This is a genomic window from Pantoea sp. Ft-CA_14, assembly GCF_024520875.1.
GTDB lineage: Bacteria > Pseudomonadota > Gammaproteobacteria > Enterobacterales > Enterobacteriaceae > Pantoea > Pantoea agglomerans.
In genome coordinates, this window is sequence record NZ_JALNPM010000001.1 from 463,871 (window position 1) to 487,016 (window position 23,146).

Sequence of the window (23,146 nt, forward strand, 5' to 3'; positions counted from 1 at the left end):
TCCTTCTGGTGAAAGGGGCGGGTGCTCACCCGCCATAAACCGTTATCAGCAGCTGGCTTCCGGCCAGTCGGTATAACCCTCTGCACCACCGCCGTAATAGGCTTCTTTCGGCGCGATGGTCAGCGCGGCACCGTAACGCAGACGCTTAACCAGATCCGGGTTGGAGATGAACAGGCGTCCAAAGGCAACCGCATCAATAATTCCGGCGTTGCGGCGGCTGATGGCCATCTCAAGGTCATAGTTGTTATTGCCAATAAACGGACCGTTGAACTGTGCGCTCAGCGCGTCCATGTCCACATCGGCAGGCACATCACGAGAGGTGGCCGTCGCGCCTTCAACGAAGTGCAGATAAGCCAGGTTGAACCGGTTAAGTTGCTGAATGAGGTAGCCGTACATCGCCATAACATTGCTGTCTGGCGGCGTGTTACCGGCATCAGGTGTGACCGGAGAGAGGCGGATACCGACTTTGTCATTGCCCCAGATGTTGATAATGGCTTCTGTCACTTCCAGCGTCAGGCGGGCGCGGTTTTCAATAGAGCCACCATAGGCGTCGGTACGGTGATTGGTGGAATCACGCAGGAACTGATCGAGCAGGTAGCTGTTGGCAGAGTGGACCTCAACGCCGTCAAAACCGGCACGCAGGGCATTTTCAGCTGCACGTTTGTATTGCTCAATGATGCCGGGGATTTCTTCTGTTTCCAGCGCACGCGGCGTCGATACCGGCACAAAACCGTTTACGGTGTAAGTCTGTCCTTCAGCTTTGATGGCAGAAGGTGCAACCGGACGCTGGCCCTCAGGCTGCAGTTCCACGCTTGAAAAACGGCCCACGTGCCATAACTGGCAGACGATTTTGCCGCCTTTAGCGTGAACCGCATCAGTGACTTTTTTCCATCCAGCCACCTGCTCTTCGCTCCATATCCCCGGCGTAGCGGCATAGCCGCGTCCCTGCGGAGAGATGTTGGTGGCTTCAGAAATAATCAGGCCAGCCCCGGCACGCTGTGCATAGTAGGTAGCATGGAGTTCATCAGGCACACCCTCTTCACAGTAACGGCTACGCGTGACCGGTGCCATTACAATGCGGTTTGACAGCTGAAGACTGCCCATCGAAACAGGTGAGAATAAATCGGTACGAGTACTGTTGTCAGTCATATAAACCTCTTAATAGTTGACCGGTCGTCTAGTAGGTGGGCAAAAAAAAATCGGCTACCCGAGTAGCCGTGTTGTTGCGTTCATTGCCTGACTGAACGCTTTGTCAGGATCGTGGATTTTCGCCATCAGGGAAGCCCCCAGCCAGAGCTGATAGAGTTCTTCTGCCAGTTCAGTGGCATCCGTTACGGCGGGCAGGGAGCCATCTTCCTGACCGAGCCGGAGGCAGGCAGCAATTTTGAGCACAATTTCATGGGTGCCCGTTGCCAGCACATGCCGCATGTTATCGTACTGGGCGCAGACTTCCGCCCCCAGCTTGACCACGAGACATTTACTTTCAGGCAGGTCTGCGCCCTGGGTGGTTTTCCAGAAGGTAAAATAGCGCAGCAGTCGCTCTCTCGCCGTTCCTGTTCCGCCTAGCTGATGCTCTACTTCCAGCAAATAGTGGCTGAAGTAGTGCTCCAGCAGCGCCTCTGCAAACGCTTCCTTCGACGGAAAGTAGTAATAGAACGAGCCTTTTGGGATATCCGCCGCTTTTACAATCTCGGAAATCCCGACGGCGCTGTAGCCCTTATGAGTAATGATCGCCCTGGCCACATCAATGATGTGCTGCCGCATATCTGTCACGTTTCTTTTCATAATGTGCACACTCTAGTGAAAAACTGACCGGTCGTCTAGTAACTTTTAACCTGTTTCATGCTATCTGTTTCTGATTGTGAGCGGGTGAAGCAGTCGGGTGGCGTGCTGCCCGATCAATTTCAGGCTCTGAAGCGTCGCACCGTCTTTCGCCTCTATCGACATGCCTTCCAGCAGCGTATTCAGAACGGTAGCCAGCGCGACGGTGTTGGTATCTGCGGGCAGTTGCTTCTGCTGAACCGCTCTGACCAGCCTTTTTTCAAACAGATCTTTTCCTTCCTGCCTGAGAACGCTAACCGCCCTGACAACATCCGTCGATTCTGCTGAAACATTGATGGCTGCCAGCACCACCATGCAGCCGCAGGGCGCTGAAGGGGAGAGCAGAATATCGGCTGCTTCGCTAAAGAAACCGTCAATCGCTTCACCAATATCCTGCCTCTCCTCAAGCCGCAGCCAGGTCGCTTTCCAGTACTTCGTTTCGTAGTAGTTCACGGCCTCCAGAAAAAGTTTTGCTTTATTGCCAAAGGCGGAATAGAGGCTGGGTGGGTTGATTTCCATGGCGGTGCAAAGTTCGGCAACCGATGCTGGCTCAAAACCTTTGCGCCAGAACAGATCCAGCGCCTTCAGCAACGCTTTATCACGGTCAAAGCTTCGTGGCCGGCCTTTCGGCTTTTCAGTGGCAGCAGGCTGGTCAGGTATTTTCATAGACGGCCTCAATCATTCTCTTGACACATTACATAGTGATCACTATACAATAATACTATTACGTAGTGCTCACTACAGAATTAAATCGACACACTGGCACGACCTTTATCCCGCCTGCGCTCCCCCGGCAGGCTGATGTCGCGCTGAGTCGGTACATGTCTGTGTCAGAAAATATCACCCAAAAGCGGGGTGTCTGAAGGGATACCTTATTAATCAGAACGGAGAGAAAACAGATGAATAACACGACCTATGTGCAGGACTATAACGCCATCGTGGCAGTGCTGAATCAGTATAACGAAGGAGGTAAGCAGGCGAAAAGTGAGCTTATGAAGCCCGCTTTCAGCGACAGGGCGACCATTTTTGGTCTCGACAGTGACGGCAACCTCAGCGGCGGTCCAATTCAGGGATTGTTTGACACCATCGACACCGCATTCCGTCCTTCACCCGAAGCAAAAGCGGCTATCGTGCGCGTAGATATTGTTGGGACTGCCGCCAGTGCCCGCATCGACACTGACGACATTTCTGGTTTCCGTTTCACTGATTTTTTTAACCTGCTGAAAGTGAACGATCGCTGGACCGTGGTCAGCAAGATCTATCACACACATACGGCAGACTGATCCAGGTCTGGTCAGTTGATCATTGCAGCCTGCGTTTGCTGCGGGCTGCAAAAAGGTATTGAGACGACTAAAACAGTAAAGTGCTTTTACGCCTGATTATCCGGTTGCTATTAATCAACATAATCATACCCCAGCGCTTTTGGCAGAGGTGGCATCATTAAAGATTCTGGCCCGATCGGCCGATAAACACTGGCTCATACTTCTGACACTGAATCCCGGGTTCGCTCACTTTTGTGCGGGCAGGGCGGCACCTCAGCAGCTGCAGACGGATAAGCGCAGCGTCAGCCGCCGTCAATGGCGGGTATTCTCGCAATGGTGAACCTGTCTCCGGATCCTCCTTCAGCTACAGGCGGACATTAACGGTTATAATCAGGTCTGTAGCGACGAGTATTGAGCCTGTTTAATATCGTCAGCTACGTCGGAGTCGGCCGCCATGAACACAATGATCAAACCCTCTTTTACCGCTGTCTGGTCTACAGATGCCCAGGGTATCTGCGTCGCCAGTCAGGAAAGCCCTGCTGGTCTGATGCCTGAACTGAAGGGTGTGACGCTGAGTTCATGGCTGAGACTGGCACAGGCCGACGATGATGCAAAGATCGCGCTGCAACTGACCGCAGCGCTTGATTTCCTGACGCCTTTTCATATTGAAGTGCCGATCCATTGTCTGGATGGCAAGACGCGTCGGGTTATTGTATCTGGCCTGCCGGATCGCCAGCCTGGCACGTCCCGTCTGCAGTATAACGGCTTCATTCTTGATGTGACCGGACAGCGTAAAGCGCTGGAAGATGCGCTGCGCACGGCGGCAGAGTATCGTCTGTTAATTGAAAACAGCACCGATCTGATTGCCCATTGCGACGCGGATGGCCGGTACGTTTCAATCTCGCCCTCTTATAGCGAAATGATTGGCTGGACAGCCGAAGAAGTTGTCGGTCAGCTGGTGGTGGATTTCCTGCATCCCGATGACCGCGGCCCCGCCTCTGAAGCACTCGCCTGCATCTTCAACGGGGGAGTGCTGCCGGACGTCGTTGAGGTGCGCAAGCTGCATCGTGACGGCCACTACATCATTCTGGGCACCAAAGCCTGTGGCGTCATCAATCCCTCTACCGGCAAAAATATTGGTGCAGTTCTGGTGTCGCGCGACATTACGCGAGACAAAGAGAGGATGCGCAATCTGGAGAAGCTGGCAACGCTGGACACGCTGACCGGGCTGCATAATCGTACCTGGATCAACGACCAGGTCGGGCGCATGCTGGCGAAGGTGGATGATGAGGCCTATACGACGGTGATGTTTATCGATCTGAATGGCTTTAAAGCGGTGAACGATTTGATGGGCCACGCGACAGGGGATGCCTTGCTGCAGCAGGTCAGTGAACGGCTGCAACGCTGTATGCGTCCGGGCGACTCACTGGCGCGACTGGGCGGAGATGAATTTGTTGTGGCGGCAAAGTGCAGAAATCGCGATACAGCCGCTGCCATTGCCCTGCGTATTATTGAAAGTCTGCACGCGCCATTCGCCATTGATAATATGGATGTGCGCATTGGCGCGGCTATCGGTATCAGCCTTGCCCGCTTTGGGACGGCATCGGCCAAAATATTATTCGAAAACGCGGATAAAGCGATGTACCAGGCCAAAGCCCGACGTGATGGGTCGTATCAGTTTTTTGAGTCAGAAGAGCCTTAGTCGATGCATATGATTGCTGGTATGACCTTCCGGATTTGAAGGTAATAGATCTTACGTTTAACGCTTTGCCGCCTGTTCCCGCAAGGATACATTTCCTGAACGCCTGATTAACCCGCCTTCTATTCTGAAACCGCGCGCCACGTCAGAAAGATTTTCTGTTTCAGGCACAAAAAGAAGTCTGTTGCTGATGACCAACATCTATGTGCGAGACAGGCTACTGAATTCCCTCAAACGTCTGTGATGAACTGGCCTGAGTGACTTCGCGGAACTCCGCGTACAGCAATTCATTGCGTCAGTTTATTATTTCTGTTGGTTTTTCACTTTCGGGAGACCAGTAACCCCCACTGCCATGATAGGTTTCAGCTCCCAGCACGAACGAGGTTCCGCAATGATTACATGCAAAATGGTAATCAACGATATCGCCCCAAATCATCTGTTCAGCACATTCAGAAAAGGTGTACTGATTCCAGTTATTGATGGTTGAAACTTCGGAAATGATCTCTTCTTTAACTGCGTTCTGTGCAATACGTATTGCCAGGCTCAACTGACGAGGTTCCCGTATAACGTATTTAACACATAGATCCTGACAGAACTCACAACTCACTCTGTAAAACCTCCCTTTTATCTGAATGTTCAGGTGTAGAGCTATCGCAGGACACTGTTTTGCACTTTATATCCAACCTGAAGGGACAGTCGCTTTCACTTCAAAAAGTTTAAATGTGTTCTTTAGTACTCATTGTATTCATTGTGAGGCAGAACGCCGGCCCATGATTTCTTTCACGTAATGCTCTATAACAATGTGATGTTCATGGCTTATCTGAGAAATGAATGTGTGCAGGAAATCGGGTGTGGAGTGAAGGGTGTTCGTGACCAGTTTATCGAAGTCTTTCTGGGTAAAGCGGTCATAGCCTGTTAGCGTCGAACGCTGGAGCAAGGTATGCGCAGTAATTTCGAGCACGGCACGTCTGTAATCATCGGAAAGCAGAATATCCAGATCGTGCCGGCTGATCTCAAAGGCAAATTCATAGCTGATAAAACCAGAATCGACAGGCAATGAGTAGGTCAGTTTACCTTCCTCCTGTGTCACATGAGGTTCGTATCCATCACCCATGAGGTGAACTGATTGCATATTAATCTCCTGCTCTTTCAGCCTTGAGTTGTTACTTCCGCAGATTAAAACCACCGATATCGATATTATTCCGCTTCTGACGACGAGCGCAAATACTCACAATATCAGATTGTTCGATAGCGTAAGTTCCCGGTTGTTCACCTGTTCGCTAACGGCAAAACTGACAAAGTGGTATGCCTGTTACGGAGAGTCATGTCAACCGTGAGCAGTGAGCTAAAGTTTTCCAGGTGACTTTATGAGCCGGTCGCCTCTCCCCGCTATTTTCGAGACAAAAAATAGCAGAGAGGAAGTCGTCGCTTACACGTTCTGGAAAAAAGCATCAGGCGATGCTTCTGAAAGGTCTTTAGCGCCCAGCCCATACCTCCTGTTTTCTTGTCTGCCACGGATAGGTGCTTTTAAGCTGATCCGCCAGTGCCAGCAATAAATTCTCCTGATTAAATCCTGCACAGAACTGCATGCCAATCGGCAGATTATGGGAAGAAAGGAAGCCCAGAGAAACAGACATCGCGGGGGTTACGCACACGTTCGCCAGCGCAGTAAACGGTGACTGATTGAAAACGTGATGTTAGCGCATCGACTGGCTGCTTTGAGCGAAAAGCGGACATTGGCCATGTGCTAAAGAAGAAAATTGCGTGGTGTTAATTCCAGAATGGAACGAAATGCAGCGGTAAATGCAGCCGGACATGAGAAGCCCAGTTGGTAGGAGACCTGCTTAATTGAGATGCCATTGGCGAGGAGATCTAATGACGCACAAATTCTTGCTCTTTGCTTCCAGGTTCTGAAGCTGAAGCCCGTATCCTTAATAAACATTCGCGAGAAGGTGCGTTCAGACATATTGGCAATATGGGCCAGATCGCTTAGAGACGCTTCCCAGCGGTGACTGACCAGTAACTCTTTGGTTGCCCTGTTTAAGCGCTCATCATGCGGCATAGGTAGCTCCGCGGTCAAAGGCTTTGCCTCACTGAGAATTTCTAAAATTAACAGCGCCATTTTACGCTGGCTCGGTCCAGTGTAGTCGGCATTGAAAAGCCCGGCTATCAGCTCTTTCACCAGTGCGGTGGCTGTAATCACATGCACCTGGCGACTCTTCGTAAAATTCAGGCATTCTTCGATAAGACTGCTACTGAAATAAATAGCCCTTAAGTCGGTGTGGGATAGCAGGTTGTAGCTGTGAATCTGCAGAGGCGGTAGCCACAATGCCCGCTGAGGGGGTATCACCCAACGATTGCCCTCTGTTTCAACCAACATAACGCCCCTGGTAGCAAATAACAGCTGTCCTTCAATATGATGATGAGGAGGATCGGTCTCTCCGCGTTGATAGCTGATGGCGGTGCAAGACCATCCCGTCGCTTCATCATGTCTTGGCGCTTTATCTATGCTACCTGGCATTTCAAATTTAGTTCCTGCAGTTATCTTAGTTGGACTCACCCGATTCATAACATCCCGGCAGGGTGAAACTTGAAAAATTAAGGTTAACATAAGCATTACAGGAGCATCTTTAAATGCACGTTCATTTCATCATCCATGAAAGTTTTGAGGCTCCCGGCGCTTATGAGTCCTGGGCCATAGGCAAAGGTAATCACGTCACCTATTCACGAGTTTATGAAGGTGAGGCTCTACCGTCCAGCGTGGATGACATCGATTTTTTGATTGTTATGGGCGGTCCACAGGACCCGGCAACCACCCCTGAAGAGTGCCCGCATTTTGATGCAAAGGCTGAGCAGGCGGTCATCGCATCCGCTGTGCGCGCAGGTAAAGCCGTTATTGGCATCTGCCTGGGTTCCCAGCTCATTGGTGAGGCGCTCGGTGCTTCTTTTGCACACAGCCCGGAAAAAGAGATCGGCAAGTTTCCTGTCTCTCTGACGCAGGCAGGGCAACAGCATGAGCTGTTTTCACATTTCGGACACACGCTTGAGGTCGGTCACTGGCATAACGATATGCCTGGGCTGACGCCTGATGCCACGGTCATCGCCCACAGTGAAGGGTGCCCGCGTCAGATCGTCGCCTACAGCGATCTGGTGTTCGGTTTCCAGTGCCACATGGAGCTGACACCGGAAGTAGTCGAACTGCTTATTGCGCACTCCGAAAAGGATATGAGCCGGGGAGCTGAATACCGCTTTGTCCATACGCCTGCACAACTGCGTGCACATGATTACCGGGAGATGAACCAGGCTCTGTTCACATTCCTGGACAAACTGGCCGGGCGTTACAACCAGAGCCATCAATGATCGTCTTTTGCGCAGATTATCCTGCTCAAAAGAGGCAATTCTGAAACTAACAGTGCAGGTAACACTATGACTGAATCGCCAGCCGCCCTTCTGACGATAGCCGGCGCTATCCTGGTAGGCGCCATGAGTCCCGGATCAAGCTTCATCATGATAGTACGTACTGCCGTCGTCTCATCTCGCCTCAGTGCGCTCTCCGCCGCCGCAGGCATGGGCGTGGGATGCATGATTTTCTCAGTTATTGCGCTGGCCGGGCTGCACTCTCTGCTGGAGCTGGTTCCCTGGCTGTATGCCGTGCTTAAAACCGCCGGTGGGGTTTACCTTCTCTGGCTTGGCTGTGGCATGCTTTTCAGAACGGGCGACAGCCTGGATCTGAGCCTGGGAGGCGAAAACGCACACCGTCCGGGCCGCGCGTTTATTACCGGTATGGCGACTCAGCTCAGTAATCCGAATACAGCAATTGTATTTGGCAGTATTTTTGCTGCGCTGCTCAGTCAGCATATCTCGCCCTATCTTTATCTTTTGTTGCCCGGTATGGCGTTCTTCATTGATGCAGCCTGGTATGGCCTGGTGGCATGGCTGTTATCGGCTGAAAAGCCACGTCTCACCTATATGAAATACAAATCCCGGCTGGATAAAGCGAGTGGGCTGGTGATGGGGTATCTGGGGATCCGGCTCCTTCTGAGATGATCTCTGTCAGTGTTGACCTCTCCCTCTGTTCTTAAGTTAACTGTGAGCAAAATTACTTTGAAAGCCCTTTTACGCAATGTCAGTTTTATCGCTGGTTTCATGCTGGCATGTTACCTCCCCGCTGCCGTTGCTGCTGGCACGGTGGCGTGTTCATCTTCACAAAAACTGTCTGAATGCATTAAACAGGTCGCCGGTGGCGGCACGGTACTGCTCGGTAAAGGTACTTGGTTTCAGGCCAGCAGCCTGTTGCTGAGCAGCAATGTGGCACTTCAAGGCACGGGGCCGGGTACGGTTATCACCTGGAGTCCTGCGGTGAGGAGCACCATTAATGCGCCGCTGCTCTATACCACTGCCGCCAGCCACGTCACGATAAAGGATGTGAAACTGGTCGGCACTATTGACCAACGGGCTGACAGTCAGGATCTGAGAAATAATCAGATTGGTCTCTTTCTTAACTGCAGCGGAGACCCGACCGCCGATGAAAAAACCGGCTGTAATGATATTACTCTTCAGAACGTTGAGGTGGAGAACAGCAGCGATGGGATCCATATCAAAGGCGCCAGTCATGTCATGGCGACGGATCTGAAGTTGCATAACAATGGCAACACTGAGAAGGACTATTTTCACAACATCTACCTTCGCCGCGTCGCAGATGTTCGTCTAATCCAGACCGGAAAAAACAGCGGAGGTTATTATGCCAGCCCACGCGGGCACGGCATTCGGGGTTCGCACCTGATCAACGTTTATATGAGCGATCTGGAGGTGCATGACAATGCCGATTACGGTATCCATATGGATACCGTCTTTAATGTCAGACTGCATAACATGCACGTTTATCACAATTGCCTCAGCGGTAAGCCTGCCTGCCAGCAGATACAATGCTTTGGCCCTCAGTGTGATGTTCATCTCAATGCGCCGGCTGAACCAGCGTCCATAATCTCCCAATAATTTTTGTCCGCTTTTGGCACAAAGCGAGCATTGATGGCAGTAGGAAGTATGAGAGTGCCATTGTCATACTGGACACAATCATAATTCTGTCCTGACTATGCAGATTGAAATCACTGGAAGAATCATGAATATCCAACTCACAAGCGTCACCCCGGACAGCCCAGGATTTACTGAGTTAAGATCGCAGAGCATGGCTGAAGGGTTTAACATGTTACGCCGACTGGAAGACAACTGGCTTAGCGGACATAACCGCTTTGACAGACCCGGAGAAAAACTAATTGGGGCTTCTGTAGATGGATTAATCATTGGCGTGTGTGGACTCAACATCGACCCGTTTACACTAAAAACTGGCATCGGACGTCTGCGACATCTCTATGTAGACTCAGGATGGAGAAAAAGGCAGGTTGGCAGCGCTCTGCTCAGTGAGACACTTAAGAATTCTGGCCACTGGTTTGATTTTATCAACACAAACGCTCCTCCATCGGCATTCACATTCTATGAACGAGCTGGCTTTGTTGCTTTGACTGGCATAGAAAAAGTCACGCACCATCTCTGTCTCAGAGACCCAGTGCGTTGATATAGTCACGTCCTGGATAGGCCGCATATTCTGTCCAGTGAACCGCTTTTCAGGAACGCCTGCCGGGATACAGCACTGACATAACCAAACCACTTTCAGGCAAATCAGAGCAATTACAGGTAAATCCGCGCCGCTCTGGACACACTGCGTTTCTGACCAGGCATGCAGAACGGCGGCTTAAACTTCTTCAGGAAATCAAAGGAACTGACTGGCAGCTTTGAGCGAAGAGCGGACATTAGGTTAGCCGGTATTATGGGTGCCGCCTGTAATTTTCCCGGACATACGTCTGTAGTTTTTAATGGTCGCACTGGAAAGGCTTGCTGCCGTATCTACGATGACAAAGCTGAAAGTGTTTTCAGTTATCAGGGGACTAAGATCTGTACAGGCAATAAGAAGAGCCTCCACATTAAGATTTGCCACTACAGACATTAAATTCATCCACTCTGCCTGTACACCGGAGTCATGAAAACCTTTCGTTTTAATCCGTCCAATTAGCGATGTGGTCATCTCACGAAGCAGAGGTGGATCAATAATCTCTTTGCCAGAAGCTTCTATCCGCGCCTGATAAAAACCCGCTTCCAGTGTAGGTTCCGTAGCCAGTACAGCAATCCTGGTTGCCTCTGCAGGCAGTGACTCAAGTGCAATGTCTGCGATATGCAGAAGTGGGATACCGGAGCTCACCGCCTTCATTTCGGCAAAGTAGCAGTGCGCAAGATTACAGGGAACAGCTATCAGACTCACTTTGGCCCTGACGAGTTCGGCAATACCCTGCTGCAGGGTTGCGATCATCGCATTATCATCAACTTTCTTGCCAGGCCAGAAAGGTGTCGGCAACGAGATAATATGCATTTTAGGAAAATCCATATCATATTTCGCTCCGTACCCGATGTGACACTCTGTCACCAGCATATCAACGAAGGGGGCTGTGGAGCGGGGTCCCATTCCTGCAAGCACACCTATAGAAACAGTCATTGTCAGTGCCTCCTTTTAAGATCTTCTTTCCGCTTAACAAATTATAGCTAAGTTGCCTGCAAAATTACTGACGAACGGAATGAACATGCGGGAGGTCACTCAGAAAGGTGCAGGTGAACTGCCGCAATTGATCAACATATCATGATGCGGAGAGAGCAGGCTTCAGGCACAAAGCGGACCTACGCTCCGGAAGGTCCGCTATGAGCGAGGAGCAGACGTTTCACTTATGGCAACTGAATGTTCTAATACGTTAAACATAACTTCACTGTTGCGGATCATTGCTCATAAGCTTATAAAATCAGAAACCTATATGGAAATGAAGGCACTATGAACATTTCAATCAGAAAGTTACTGCCGCTAGAATGGGATCATGCTTACAGTCTGATTTCACAGCTACGGAACATTTCCAGGGAAAAATTTATCGAAAGCGTCAGAATTCAGACGTTGAACGGTTATGAACTTGTTGGCGCATTTGGCAATGAAAAAATGCTTGGCTTGATGGGTTTCCGTCCCGTTCATACTCTGGCCAGAGGATCACATCTCCATATTGATGATTTGATCGTAGACGAGGCTTTAAGAAGCACAGGGATAGGGAAAAAATTGCTGGATTTTGCCACCACTGAATCAGAAAGCAGGGATATGAACTTCGTGTTCCTTGATGCCCGACAGCAGGCGATACCGTTTTATGAACGGAATGGCTTTGTGGCTCACACATCACCTTCAATGAAAAAGCCTCTCCGATAAAACCAGATAGCCTGTTCATAGGTGGGGGTGCGGACATTATAACTTTGCATCTACACCCTTTAGCAACATAAAAACATGAAGTTAAGGAAGTTTTTTGCACATAAAAACACTCAACGGATCTGTTGCATAAGGTGGGAATGAATTGCATATCTCATAACCGCATCTACGATAAAGTGCTATAGCCGCTTGCTGGTGAATCCCTGTTTCAAGCTGCAATAGGCTCAAATTCTTTTCTGAAGCAATCGTCTCGATTGCGCTGACTATCTGTTCTCCGAGCTTCCTACGCCGATATTCCGGTCGAATATAAACCCGCTTAATCTCAGCTGAGCCATTTTCATGAAATAGCAAAGCACCACAACCTGCAGGTAAGCCACCTTCATCACGTACGATAATGCACCGGAGCTGCTCATCAGTAACTGTTGAAAGATCCAGGCAGTGATTACTTTCTGCAGGATATAGTGCGTTCTGAAAGGCATCGAGTTCGCTTACCAGCCACTGCAGGCCAGAATCACTTTTATCTACTTCTGAAATGCTGAACATTCGCTATCCTGGATTCAGTTTTAACTACTGAATCTAACATAATGTTCCATCTATGACGGCCTTCAGTATTTTACATAGGAGTGCATGTGAAACATCCGCTTCTGGCACAAAGCGGACTGACGGCAGCGCTGGGTCCGCTATGAGCGAGAAGCATAAGTCGCTGCTGCGTAAGCCGGAATAGAGCTTTGGTGGTGCGGCGGGCGAGAAGAACAGTCCGCATTCAAAAAGCTTTCTCGATGGCGTCAAAAAGTTCTTCTACGATTTGACTCGCTAAGCGGAAACGCTGCGGTAAACATAAAAAGCTCCTGCTGTGCAGGGGCTTTTTTTATTGCTGTACTATTCAGCAAAACGTATCCGTTAGGGGTACTTAAAAATTTTTCTCATGTTTCCGCTTTCGTTGTCGATAACCTGATTGCTGGTTGAGTGATGATTTCACTCAGCATTTTTTTCATTTCAGGCGATAAGGATATTTATGAACAAGCTTTGTGTTGCGGCGTTGTTGGCTCTGAGTTTAACCGGCTGTGCGCAGCAGACTTTCGTAATGAAACAGAATCAAGTTGGCGCGGCGACGAAAACCACCAGCCAGCCGTTCTTTGTTTCAGGTATCGGTCAGCGTAAGAGCATTGATGCGGCGCAGGTGTGCGGCGGCCAGGAAAAAGTTAACCGGGTTGAAGTGCAGCAAACGTTTGTTAATGGCTTACTGAGCGTGGTGACATTTGGTATCTACACGCCACGTGAAGCGCGCGTTTATTGCGCCATCTGATAATGCCTCAGGCCGGTTCGCCGGCCTAATCCTGCGCCTGTTATTAAATCGCATTAGTATATTGTAACTATTAAATTCTGCTCTCGCACCGCTGCGCGGCTCGCCTGCTGACGACGATATCCGAAACGAGTTCAGGCAACGTCGTCCAGCCTGGTAAAAGCAGTGGTAAGCTGTTGATGCGTGTCAGTCCGCTTTGAGCGAGTAACAGACATTGCTAAAAGCGTGCTGTAAGGATTAACAGGGAGCAGGTCAGTCGCCTTCATCACTTATACGCATAAAAAGATCAAGCCTAAGGCATGCATCTGCACGGGCATCCAGATACGGTTTTCTCACCTCCTCCAGCTAACTCCTCCACACCCCGACTTCAATGATGACGTCGCGTAGCCCCACACCGGTTAAATCTGACGATTGAGAAAGTAATGTTTACACTGATGATATGTCCTAAAATCATGATCATTGAGTAAAAACGATGGCTGCAATCAGATTCATAGCATCATAAGCCGTGAAACAGTCAATCTGCATTTCAATTATTTCTACAAAATGAGGTCAAATTGAGGCCTTTAAGACAAGCTGCTACGGAGTGACTGGCATGAGTGAGTTAGTGACAATGGCTTTGAGGGTCCCACCTGATGACGAATAAACAGGGTGTTTTGATTGTTAACCTTGGAACACCAAAAGAACCAACGCCTGTTGCGGTAAAGAAATTTTTATCTAAATTTCTGCATGACTACAGAGTGGTCGACTTACCAAGAATCATTTGGTGCCCCATTCTACATGGCGTGATTATCCCATTACGTGCAAGGCGAGTGGCGAAATTATATTCTTCGATTTGGATGGAGGAAGGCTCCCCTCTCATGGTTTACAGCGTCAGGCAAGCCCGTGCGCTTGAAGAAGTGACAGGTATGCCCGTCGAGCTGGGAATGAGTTATGGCGAGCCGAGTATAGGTGGTGCAATTGACAGGCTACTGGAAAAAGGCGTCGATAAAATTATCGTCATTCCTTTGTATCCCCAGTTTTCATCTTCGACCGTTTCTTCTGTTTGGGATAGCGTGAGCCGTCACCTGCAGATAATGAAGAACCGGTATACACCCTCCATAAATTTCATCAATGACTATGCCGATCACCCTGCCTACATTGAAGCGTTAAGAGCATCCGTTCAGGCATCTTTCGAAGCTAACGGCGTTCCAGATGCATTGTTAATTTCATATCATGGTATACCGGTAAGGTTTGTCAAAGAGGGGGACCGATACCAGGAAAGATGTGAGTTAACGACAAAATTACTCATTGAAGCAATCAATATGCCGTCATTGAAAATATTGATGACGTTCCAGTCAAGATTCGGCAGAGAGCCATGGTTAACGCCTTTTACTGATGAGACAATTAAAAATCTACCGAATGAAGGAATAAAAAGCCTGCATGTAATCAGCCCGGGGTTCGCATCAGACTGTTTAGAAACGCTTGAGGAGCTTGATGAGCAGAACAGGGAGATTTTTATGCATGCGGGTGGTACATCGTTTACTTACATACCGGCGCTTAATGATAAACCGATTCATATCGAGATGCTGCGACAACTTGTGAACCTTAATCGGTTTCAGGGATGATTTTCACACTCTTGTGAGCGGATGTTGCAGGTGTCAACATTCATAGTGAAACCAGAAGTGGGCCCTCCCGGACAGGTATGTGATACGTGCCGGGGCGGCGCTATAGGGGCCGCCTGGAAACCCGCTACTCCAGCTGCAAGCAACTGTCTTGTACGAGGGTATGAGTCGGAGATTATTCGTGGGCAAGTCAGCTATGAGCGAGGAGCGGACGTTTAGTATTTACGGGTACGCCTGCGCTGGCGCACCCGGTTACACTCAGGGCTTCCAGCGGCGCAGAGAGGTATGGTCTTCATACGGCAGCTTTGAAGGTAAAGAAATTAGTTCAATGACGCTACCCCACGGCGTGCGGCCGTAACAGAAAAAGTTATTCTCTCCCACCTCAGTTGGAAACATCAGGGGCTGAGGAGAAGTAAACATTTTCCCGCCAGCCTGCTCGAACAGGCTGATAGCCTCGTTGATGTCATCAACGTAAACAGCAAAATGCTGCAGGCCATAATCGCTGGGTCGCACGGGCTGACTTTGCTCTGGCCCCTTCATTTCAAAAAGTTCCAGTCCCGGGCCGTGCTTCAGCTTCATCATTCTGACCGTGGTAATTTTCGTTCCCGGGAACAGGTTCAGAATATTTTCCGTTTCTTCGCCTTTTACGTCGTCGTCTGAAGGCGAGACGGAGTCATAAATAACTTCTGCACCAAAGGCATCAGAAAAGAAGCGGGTAGCCTCATCAATATCAGAAACGGTAATGCCGACGTGGTCCATACCGCGAATAACGTTGGTAGACATAGTTTTCTCCCTGTGGTTGTTCAGATGTGAGTGATGTTATTAATCAGCCCTGGCGGGCCGCCATTGTCGCGAGCGCACTAAGCTGAGCCGAAATATGGTCACGGGTGTCCGCATCCGTTATGCGGCCGGATTTTGGATCAAGCCGGGACGAGGCCTGTCCAATCATGACTTCTGGCTTGTTAAGTACTCTGCCGTCAAGAAAGACCAGAATCTGACGCAGGTGATACTGCGCCCTTGCGCCACCTATGGCACCGGGTGACGCAGTGATTATGGCGACGGGCTTACCGGCGACTGGGGTATCCGGAAGACGTGAAAGCCAGTCCAGCGCATTTTTCAGGGCACCCGGCACAGAATAGTTATATTCAGGTGTGACAATAATCAGGCCGTCTGCTGCCGCTATCGCTTGTCCCATTTCCACAACCAATTCAGGAAACCCCTGAGCCTGCAGGTCAGCGTCGTAATGCGGTATTTCCCCGACAGAGCTGAGCGCGCTGACATCCACGCCTGCCGGCGCCAGCAGGCTAAGATTGCGGGCTACGACGGCGTTAAAAGAATCCGCGCGAAGACTGCCCAGCAGTGAGACAAATTTCAAAGGTCTTGTCTGTGACATGACTGCTCCCCGTGTTTTTTATATGGATACGCCGACAGATGCCGGCACTTTGTTTTCGAACTGACTTAAGCCTGGTATAGAATTACACATCGATAAACACGCTATGAGTCGCCAGAGAGTCAACTTTATGTCTACCGGGTTTACAGCCGAATCCTTGCGAGGAATCACGACTTTTGTCACAACGGCCAGGTCCAGCAGCTTTACTGAAGCTGCTGAGCAATTGGGCATTACAAAATCTGCCGTCGGAAAAAGCGTGGCGCGGCTTGAGGAGAGGCTGGGAACGCGGTTGTTTCACCGCTCAACCCGTAAGCTAAGCCTGACCAGTGACGGAGAGGCCTATCTCACCAGTTGCCTCTCTGCGCTGGAAATTCTGGACTCGGCTGAAAATACGCTCAGCCGGCGGCAGGACAATCCTGCCGGAACGGTGCGTATAGACATGCCAGCATCATTCGGACGCAATCTGATGATGCCGGTGCTGCTAGAAGTGATGAATATTTATCCAGCCCTGCGTCTGGTGTTGACCTTTAACGATCGTCTGATTGATCCGGTTGAGGAGGGCGTTGACCTGGTACTGCGCCTGGGCGAACTGCAGAGTACCGATGAGCTGATTGCGCGTCGTCTGAGCCGGCAGCGCCTCATGCTCTGCGCATCTCCCGCTTATGTTGAGCGGCATGGTCAGCCTTTTGATGTCGATGCGCTAAAAAAACACTGCTGCATTATGGGGTACCGGCGGGGGGCGCCGCTTGCCTGGCGACTGCGACCAGCCGGGGAGCGGGAAATAAAGTTTATCTCGGCCTCGGCACACCAGATAAGCGACGGAGACGCCATGCTTCAGGCCTGCCTGGCAGGAGCAGGTATTGCCCAGTTTCCTGAATCGATGGTGAACAGCCATATTGATGAGGGCAGGCTTGTTGCTGTTATGCCCGATCATATGCCCGTACCCGTCGGGCTGAACGTTGTCTGGCCCCGGACAAGGCATCTGATCCCCAAGGTCAGGCTTATTGTCGATGAACTGCTGAGTAAGGCCGAAAAAGGATACTTTGGCACGCTTAGGTAGAATTTTTGTCACCACTCAGGCGATTTCAGGGCTGTTTATCAACTCTAAGCAAGCTTATATCCTGTCTGTCCTGCTGCCATCACCGTGTCATGTGCCGGTTTTTTAAACGAAAGCCGGCACGTGTTATGCGCAGCTCAGACAAAAAAATAGGTTAACTGACAGGATATTTGTTATGCCACTTGCTCTCTGGGCGCTGGCGATTGGTGCATTCGGTATCGGTACGACTGAATTCATCATTGCCGGCCTGCTTCCCGTTATTGCCGCTGATTTCAACGTTACTATTCCCGTGGCCGGAAATCTGGCAACGGCTTATGCGCTGGGTGTTTTTGTCGGCGCGCCGGCCCTGATTATTCTGGGCTCAAAAGTGCCCCGAAAAGCCATGCTGGTTTTCCTGATGCTGCTGTTTGTGGCGGGTAACCTCGTTACGGCCTTTGCGCCCACGCTGGGCATTGCCATTCTGGGCAGGATCATCACGTCTCTGACTCACGGCGCCTTCTTTGGTATTGGTTCGATCATTGCTGCCGATATGGTTGCGCCGTCTAAGCGGGTAAGGGCGATTGCATTCATGTTCATGGGACTGACCGTAGCAAATCTTATTGGTGTTCCCGTCGGTACCTGGATCGGGCAGCATCTTTCCTGGCGGGATGCTTTTATGGTTATTGCCGCAATTGGAGTTGTTACGGTTATCAGCGTCGGTATGCTTATCCCGCATCAGCCCCGTCCGGAGAACCATAATTTCGCACACGAGTTTAATGCCTTCCGCAACGTCAATGTTCTGCTGGCGATGGGCATAACGGTCTTTGGGCCGGGTGCATTTTTTACCTCCATTACCTATATCGCACCCATGATGATCGAGCTGGCCGGATACAGCGAAAGCAGCCTGGCATGGCTGATGCTGCTGTTCGGTCTGGGGCTATTTGTCGGTAATCAACTGGGCGGCAGATATGCCGATCGCGCGCTGATGCCGATGCTTTACGTCACCCTGGCCGCTCAGGCCGTAGTCCTGCTGGTATTTAACTTTACTGCCCACAGCCAGGTCATGTCAGCGGTCTGTATTTTTCTGATGGCTGCGTTTGGATTTGCGACCGTGTCCCCCATCCAGAAACTGGTGATGGACAAAGCGCGGGCGGCAGGGGCTCCGACGCTGGCTGCAGCCGTTAACATAGGCCTCTTCAATCTCGGTAATGCCCTGGGTGCATGGCTGGGAGGGGCAGTTATAGCGGCCGGCTTTGGTCTTCAGTCGCCTGACTGGGCAGGCGCGATACTCTCGGTTATAGCGCTGATACTGGCAGTTATATCCGGACTGACTGACAAAACCGGGCATAGCGCTGCTATGCGTTCTGCTTCTCACAGTGAGTAACGTCCGCTTCTGGCACAGAGCGGGCATCTGGCAGTCTTCGCGTAGAGACTCGATACTGAGGACGTCTGGGAGGTAATGAAAAATTCAATAGCTGAATGCGCGCCGCACTTTACCAGACAGCAGGAAAAAGAGATGCGGGCGCTTATCCGGAGTACGCCCGCACTGTTCGCACGGCAGCTTGAGATATTTGAAAGTCTGGTTTCTGAGGCCACGGACTTTTATGTACTGCATCTTGCTGAAACACTGAGCAGGAACAACGTAATTGCTGCGATTCGATCCTGTTTTGCCTGTCTTCAGGCTGTCCAGGGGGAAGAGCACTGAAATAGCTTCAGGGAAAGCTTTTATCACCCTGATGGCGTACTCCTGACCATGTCCCGATAACCAGATGAATCAGGAACAGAGTCAGAAAAAATGAGCCACTGAAGCCCGATTCTATCGACATGACGTAACGCATCTGTTGGTGAGTTACGCCATGCCTGTAACCCATGTAAAACTATGCTTTCCTCTTACTCTCGTGCTTTGCCAGTTGCCGGCTAAACTCGTCAGCTGACCAGCCTTGTTGTAACGCTTCAAGCAACAGATGCTGTTGCGTTTTGGGCACCAGACCACCCAGCGGAGGATCGGTATCAAGATTAGTCGGGAAGGAGTAGCCTTCGCCGCTCGCCGCCACAACGGCCTGTCGCTGCTCATCGCTTAATGGCTTACTCAGCAGAGTAGAATAGATTGCCTCCATCACCTTGACATGATTCACTTTTTCCATGGTTTTGCCAAAGGCGGATGAGACCTGTAGCAAATTAGCAGTGCGTACATGGTCCTGCGTAACGTTATTTCCCGCGGCATGGAACAGCGCCGGATTGAAAAATAATCCGTCGCCTTTTTTCAGTGGTAACTGAATGGCATGCTGCTGGAAAAATTCAATAAAACGCGAATCGCGCCAGGCCAGATAGCCCTCTGCATATTGTTGCGACCAGGGTAACAGCTGGGTCGGCCCTGATTCTATCGGCATATCGCTGTGCGCGACCGCACCCTGAAGCGTCAGGTATTGCGACAGAATATGCAGCGGCAGCGGGAAGCGGGCGACGACATCATTAAGCTGAAAGCCAAGGTGGTAATCCCGATGCGGCTGTTGCGCTTTGCCGCCGGGACGAACCTGATTTACCTGCGCCGTAATTTCATAGCCGGGGCCAACCCAGGCTTCGCAAATTAGCGCCAGCAAAGGGTTGCTGTAGTATGCAACGAAGACATCGGCATCACGCTCCGCTACTTTTTGCAGCGCATTCCAGATACGCCCATTACTTCCGGCTTTGGCAAAGTGGTCGCCACCACCGCCGTTTTCCGCTTCGCTGGCGAGAATATCCTCAAACACCTTATTGCTGCTGTCTATAGCGGAAACGTCGCTGTATAAGCCCTGAACCACGAACACTCCTGGTCCGCCAGACAATGCGTGATGCAGTTCACCCAGCAGGGACTGACGATCGGTTTTGGCTGCTGCCATCAGATCGTCATGATGATAGATAAGCACATTTTTATCGACGGAATGCACCAATGGGAAATCGTCTTTGCGCAGCGTCTGCGAGCAAAGCGTAGCAAACTTATCGAGAGAAATATGACTGTCATTTATATAGATGCTGTTCATGTTTTTACCTCAAAGAGTCAGAGCATGTGATGGCTGAAAACCACCGTTGTCACCGCAACCAACCACACTTTGATCAAAATCGATCACCGCGCCTGTCATCATTCCCGACTCCCCGGAAAGGAGAAACGCTACGGCCCGTGCGACTTCAGTTGACTTCAGCAGACGGCCAAAAGGTTGCGCCTGCTCAGCTTTGGTCAGCCAGTTTTCTTCAGCATTATGATAGTGCCGCTGGATGTCGTGCTCATGAGGCGTGTCCATCCAGCCAATGTTCAGACCGTTCACCCTGATACGATTGCGCATGGCGCTGAAAGCCACGTTTTTAGTGAGCGTAACCAGTGCGCCTTTCGATGCGGCGTATGCGGTCAGGAAGCTCTGACCGCCATGGGAGGTCATGGTAATGATATTGACAATGCTGCCTTCAACGCCTTTGGCAATCATCATCTTGATTGCCGCCTGCATCAGAAAGAAAGGGGCACGGATGTTGACCGCCATAATGGCGTCAAATAGTTCCGGGGAAGTGTCGAGGATAGTGCCTCGGTCGGACATGCCTGCACAGTTCACCAGTCCATGCAGGGTGCCAAACGCCGATTCTGCTACCTCCACCACTTTCATGCAGGCTTCTGGCGAGCTGATATCCGCTTCAACAAATATCACCTCGCACCCGGGGTGGCTGAGGGTTTCCGCCTGTTCACGTCCGGCTATCGCATTACGTCCGCAAATCACGATGCCCCGCGCCCCACGCTCTGACAGCAGACGGGCAACGGCTGCGCCCAGCCCCTGGGTTCCGCCGGTAACGACGAACACTTTATGGTTAAAACTGCCGCTTTCATTCAGGTCCATTTGTTGTCCTTTCTTAGTCAGGAGAGGTAAGGTCTGCCCGCTTGCTAACACTGACCTTAGCAATTACATTCGGTTAACAATATGTCCACATAACCTCAAAGAGACCTCAATTTATGGTCAGGTCATTCTCCATCAAACAAATCGCGGCCCAGTCCGGCGTCAGTAAAGCCACTGTCGACAGAGAATTGCACCAGCGAGGCAGCGTAAGTCCTCGTACTGCCCGGCGCATTGCCCAGGCAATCCAGGATCTGGAATTACAACAACGCGCCAGCCTTGCCAGCGGACGCACGTTGCCCATTGACCTGGTGATGCACACGCCGGAACGCTTCAGTTCACTGACTGTGGCGGCGCTGCTCAGTCAGATTAAAAGCTTTGCACCTTTCCGGCTGACACTGCGCTGCCACATCTTTGAAGAGGTCACACTAGAAGAGTTGCAACGCGAGCTGCGTCGCTGCAGTAATGACAGCTATGGCGTATTGCTCAAAGCCAGCGATCATCAGTTGCTCGAGGGAACTATCGCAGAGCTGGCGGAGCTTAACGTTCCGGTGGTCACACTGGTTACAGACCTGCCGGACAGCAGGCGTATCTGCTATGTGGGAATGGATAATGTCGGTGCGGGGCGAACGGCAGCATGGCTCCTTTCCCGATGGCTTTTGAGGACGGCACAAACAGTCGCGATAGTGATCAGCAGTACGGATTTTCGTGGAGAAGAACAGCGCATGGCAGGCTTCATACAGGCGCTTAATCAGCGTGCGCCGTATCTGAAGACCATAACCGTCAGTGAAGGATATGGTATCGATTCACTGACTTTTACGCAGATGTGCAAGGCGCTGGAACAGGACTCTTCTATCAAGTCTGTTTACAGCGTGGGCGGGGGAAACAGCGCGATTCTACGGGCTTTTACAGCAATGCAACGGCAGATAGAAGCCTTTATTGGTCACGACCTGGATGAAGAGAACCGCGCTCTGCTGACTGCTGAAAAAATAGATGCGGTGATTGATCATGATCTGAAGGAAGACGCGAGGTCAGCATTTAGCGCGATTCTGCGTTTTCATGGTTTTTTGCCAGAAACAGAGGATGAAGCGGCATTATCACGCGTAATTGTTGTAACCCCTTACAACATCTGACTTATATCTCCATTAAAGTCATCCGAGCCCTGAGAGGTGTACGAGTTAAAAGTTAAATTACTGATGCCCTGGATTATTGACTCCCTCCCCCAATAATCAACGTAGTTAAGGATGAACAACGTCCGCTTCTGGCCCTGAACAGACGTCGATGAGTTACAGGCGCTGCCAGATGGAGCGGAAAGAAACAGTTTACTGGTAATCCCGTCATTGACAGTGAGATGGTAAAACACCTCACTTAAAGAGCAGCAAGAATGGCGGATTCCATTTTCTCCGGGGTGGTGGTCGGGGCAAAGCGTTTGATCGGTTTTCCGTCGCGCCCGATCAGGAACTTAGTGAAGTTCCACTTAATACGACCACCCAGCACGCCGGGTAATTCATCTTTCAGGTAACGGAAAAGCGGGTGCGTTGAGGTGCCATTGACCTCAACTTTCCCGAACATCGGAAAACTCACACCATAGTTGATGTGGCATGTCTGCGCGATTTCTTCGGCACCGCCGGGTTCCTGCTTTCCGAACTGGTTGCAGGGAAAACCCAGCACCACCAGCCCCTGCGCGGCGTACTTTTTATAGAGCGATTCAAGACCTGCGTATTGTGGCGTGAATCCACAATGGCTGGCGGTATTAACCACCAGAACTACCTTGTCAGCGTAGTCGGTCATCGGGATAAGCTGGCCATTCAGACTGGTGGCAGTGAGTTGATAAAAGTGAGACATGTCGCAATCCTCAGAGCAAAAACCGTGTGACGTTAACATTACCACAGAGT

Annotated in this window: 25 protein-coding genes and 1 pseudogene; 13 read left to right on the plus strand and 13 right to left on the minus strand. The window is 50.8% G+C overall.

The annotated features are described in order from the left end of the window. Positions 1-45: 45 nt before the first annotated feature. The 3 genes from NR195_RS02265 to NR195_RS02275 are packed head-to-tail and all read right to left on the minus strand — an operon-like array spanning position 46 to position 2,487. Positions 46-1,149 carry an alkene reductase gene (locus NR195_RS02265; RefSeq protein WP_256844020.1) on the minus strand — a complete coding sequence of 368 codons (1,104 nt, stop codon included), beginning with the start codon at positions 1,147-1,149 and terminating at the stop codon, positions 46-48. Positions 1,150-1,203: 54 nt separating this feature from the next. Continuing rightward, positions 1,204-1,785: a TetR/AcrR family transcriptional regulator gene (locus tag NR195_RS02270; protein WP_256844021.1), complete on the minus strand. Its 582-nt coding sequence runs from the start codon at positions 1,783-1,785 to the stop codon at positions 1,204-1,206. Positions 1,786-1,845: 60 nt separating this feature from the next. Beyond that, positions 1,846-2,487 (minus strand): TetR/AcrR family transcriptional regulator, encoded by a 642-nt coding sequence (locus tag NR195_RS02275; protein ID WP_256844022.1) that lies wholly within the window; start codon positions 2,485-2,487, stop codon positions 1,846-1,848. A 233-nt stretch (positions 2,488-2,720) separates the two neighbouring features. Here NR195_RS02275 and NR195_RS02280 point away from each other — a divergent pair, with 233 nt between their 5' ends. After that, positions 2,721-3,104, plus strand: a complete 384-nt coding sequence (locus NR195_RS02280) for a nuclear transport factor 2 family protein (protein WP_033786812.1) — start codon at positions 2,721-2,723, stop codon at positions 3,102-3,104. Positions 3,105-3,537: 433 nt separating this feature from the next. Next, on the plus strand, positions 3,538-4,785 hold the full coding sequence (locus NR195_RS02285) for a sensor domain-containing diguanylate cyclase (RefSeq protein ID WP_010259132.1): 1,248 nt from the start codon (positions 3,538-3,540) through the stop codon (positions 4,783-4,785). Between the two features lie 292 nt (positions 4,786-5,077). Here the strand turns inward: NR195_RS02285 and NR195_RS02290 are convergent, their stop codons facing one another. From NR195_RS02290 to NR195_RS02300, 3 genes are all read right to left on the minus strand, one after another. Further along, entirely contained in the window at positions 5,078-5,329 is a 252-nt protein-coding gene (locus NR195_RS02290; RefSeq protein WP_249406843.1) for a hypothetical protein, read from the minus strand. Between the two features lie 198 nt (positions 5,330-5,527). Further along, positions 5,528-5,914: a hypothetical protein gene (locus tag NR195_RS02295; RefSeq protein ID WP_256844023.1), complete on the minus strand. Its 387-nt coding sequence runs from the start codon at positions 5,912-5,914 to the stop codon at positions 5,528-5,530. 615 nt (positions 5,915-6,529) lie between these two features. After that, positions 6,530-7,303 (minus strand): helix-turn-helix transcriptional regulator, encoded by a 774-nt coding sequence (locus NR195_RS02300; protein ID WP_256844106.1) that lies wholly within the window; start codon positions 7,301-7,303, stop codon positions 6,530-6,532. A gap of 113 nt (positions 7,304-7,416) precedes the next feature. Between NR195_RS02300 and NR195_RS02305 the strand changes: the two genes are divergently transcribed. The 4 genes from NR195_RS02305 (at position 7,417) to NR195_RS02320 (ending at position 10,354) form a co-directional block, all read left to right on the plus strand. Beyond that, positions 7,417-8,142 (plus strand): type 1 glutamine amidotransferase, encoded by a 726-nt coding sequence (locus tag NR195_RS02305; protein WP_256844024.1) that lies wholly within the window; start codon positions 7,417-7,419, stop codon positions 8,140-8,142. 66 nt (positions 8,143-8,208) lie between these two features. Next, on the plus strand, positions 8,209-8,829 hold the full coding sequence (locus NR195_RS02310) for a LysE family translocator (protein WP_256844025.1): 621 nt from the start codon (positions 8,209-8,211) through the stop codon (positions 8,827-8,829). A 42-nt stretch (positions 8,830-8,871) separates the two neighbouring features. Further along, a complete protein-coding gene (locus tag NR195_RS02315; protein ID WP_256844026.1) occupies positions 8,872-9,777 on the plus strand; it encodes a right-handed parallel beta-helix repeat-containing protein in 906 nt (301 codons plus the stop codon). 124 nt (positions 9,778-9,901) lie between these two features. Then, positions 9,902-10,354, plus strand: coding sequence for a GNAT family N-acetyltransferase (locus NR195_RS02320; protein ID WP_033786820.1), 453 nt, complete (start codon positions 9,902-9,904; stop codon positions 10,352-10,354). A 240-nt stretch (positions 10,355-10,594) separates the two neighbouring features. Here the strand turns inward: NR195_RS02320 and NR195_RS02325 are convergent, their stop codons facing one another. Then, positions 10,595-11,326, minus strand: coding sequence for an aspartate/glutamate racemase family protein (locus NR195_RS02325; RefSeq protein WP_256844027.1), 732 nt, complete (start codon positions 11,324-11,326; stop codon positions 10,595-10,597). A gap of 327 nt (positions 11,327-11,653) precedes the next feature. Here NR195_RS02325 and NR195_RS02330 point away from each other — a divergent pair, with 327 nt between their 5' ends. Continuing rightward, complete coding sequence (locus tag NR195_RS02330) at positions 11,654-12,070, plus strand: GNAT family N-acetyltransferase (RefSeq protein WP_010259116.1); 417 nt, start codon at positions 11,654-11,656, stop codon at positions 12,068-12,070. Positions 12,071-12,151: 81 nt separating this feature from the next. Here the strand turns inward: NR195_RS02330 and NR195_RS02335 are convergent, their stop codons facing one another. Continuing rightward, positions 12,152-12,610 (minus strand): GNAT family N-acetyltransferase, encoded by a 459-nt coding sequence (locus tag NR195_RS02335; protein ID WP_256844028.1) that lies wholly within the window; start codon positions 12,608-12,610, stop codon positions 12,152-12,154. A 139-nt stretch (positions 12,611-12,749) separates the two neighbouring features. Between NR195_RS02335 and NR195_RS02340 the strand changes: the two are divergent. The 3 genes and pseudogenes from NR195_RS02340 to hemH form a co-directional block, all read left to right on the plus strand. Next, a pseudogene (locus NR195_RS02340) lies at positions 12,750-12,884 on the plus strand (molecular chaperone DnaJ); the annotation flags it as partial. Between the two features lie 198 nt (positions 12,885-13,082). After that, the gene (locus NR195_RS02345) at positions 13,083-13,373 is read left to right on the plus strand and encodes a Bor family protein (RefSeq protein WP_010259114.1); all 291 of its coding nucleotides are present in this window, start codon (positions 13,083-13,085) and stop codon (positions 13,371-13,373) included. Between the two features lie 629 nt (positions 13,374-14,002). Further along, positions 14,003-14,974 carry a ferrochelatase gene (gene hemH, locus NR195_RS02350; RefSeq protein WP_010259113.1) on the plus strand — a complete coding sequence of 324 codons (972 nt, stop codon included), beginning with the start codon at positions 14,003-14,005 and terminating at the stop codon, positions 14,972-14,974. Between the two features lie 255 nt (positions 14,975-15,229). On the opposite strand, the gene NR195_RS02355 is transcribed toward hemH, so the two are convergent. Both NR195_RS02355 and NR195_RS02360 read right to left on the minus strand, forming a co-directional pair. Next, the gene (locus NR195_RS02355) at positions 15,230-15,754 is read right to left on the minus strand and encodes a VOC family protein (protein WP_010670676.1); all 525 of its coding nucleotides are present in this window, start codon (positions 15,752-15,754) and stop codon (positions 15,230-15,232) included. Between the two features lie 43 nt (positions 15,755-15,797). Beyond that, the gene (locus tag NR195_RS02360; RefSeq protein ID WP_207253807.1) at positions 15,798-16,364 is read right to left on the minus strand and encodes an NADPH-dependent FMN reductase; all 567 of its coding nucleotides are present in this window, start codon (positions 16,362-16,364) and stop codon (positions 15,798-15,800) included. A gap of 127 nt (positions 16,365-16,491) precedes the next feature. On the opposite strand from NR195_RS02360, the gene NR195_RS02365 reads away from it, so the two are divergent. Continuing rightward, positions 16,492-17,421 (plus strand): LysR family transcriptional regulator, encoded by a 930-nt coding sequence (locus NR195_RS02365; RefSeq protein ID WP_256844029.1) that lies wholly within the window; start codon positions 16,492-16,494, stop codon positions 17,419-17,421. Positions 17,422-17,593: 172 nt separating this feature from the next. Continuing rightward, positions 17,594-18,781: an MFS transporter gene (locus tag NR195_RS02370; RefSeq protein WP_256844030.1), complete on the plus strand. Its 1,188-nt coding sequence runs from the start codon at positions 17,594-17,596 to the stop codon at positions 18,779-18,781. 493 nt (positions 18,782-19,274) lie between these two features. Here NR195_RS02370 and NR195_RS02375 read toward each other — a convergent pair whose 3' ends face one another. Both NR195_RS02375 and NR195_RS02380 read right to left on the minus strand, forming a co-directional pair. Next, on the minus strand, positions 19,275-20,417 hold the full coding sequence (locus NR195_RS02375; RefSeq protein WP_256844031.1) for a phytanoyl-CoA dioxygenase family protein: 1,143 nt from the start codon (positions 20,415-20,417) through the stop codon (positions 19,275-19,277). A gap of 9 nt (positions 20,418-20,426) precedes the next feature. Beyond that, complete coding sequence (locus NR195_RS02380) at positions 20,427-21,257, minus strand: SDR family oxidoreductase (RefSeq protein ID WP_089415224.1); 831 nt, start codon at positions 21,255-21,257, stop codon at positions 20,427-20,429. A 113-nt stretch (positions 21,258-21,370) separates the two neighbouring features. Here NR195_RS02380 and NR195_RS02385 point away from each other — a divergent pair, with 113 nt between their 5' ends. Next, the gene (locus tag NR195_RS02385; RefSeq protein ID WP_045140186.1) at positions 21,371-22,384 is read left to right on the plus strand and encodes a LacI family DNA-binding transcriptional regulator; all 1,014 of its coding nucleotides are present in this window, start codon (positions 21,371-21,373) and stop codon (positions 22,382-22,384) included. 235 nt (positions 22,385-22,619) lie between these two features. On the opposite strand, the gene NR195_RS02390 is transcribed toward NR195_RS02385, so the two are convergent. Next, a complete protein-coding gene (locus tag NR195_RS02390; RefSeq protein ID WP_256844032.1) occupies positions 22,620-23,096 on the minus strand; it encodes a glutathione peroxidase in 477 nt (158 codons plus the stop codon). Positions 23,097-23,146: the final 50 nt, after the last annotated feature.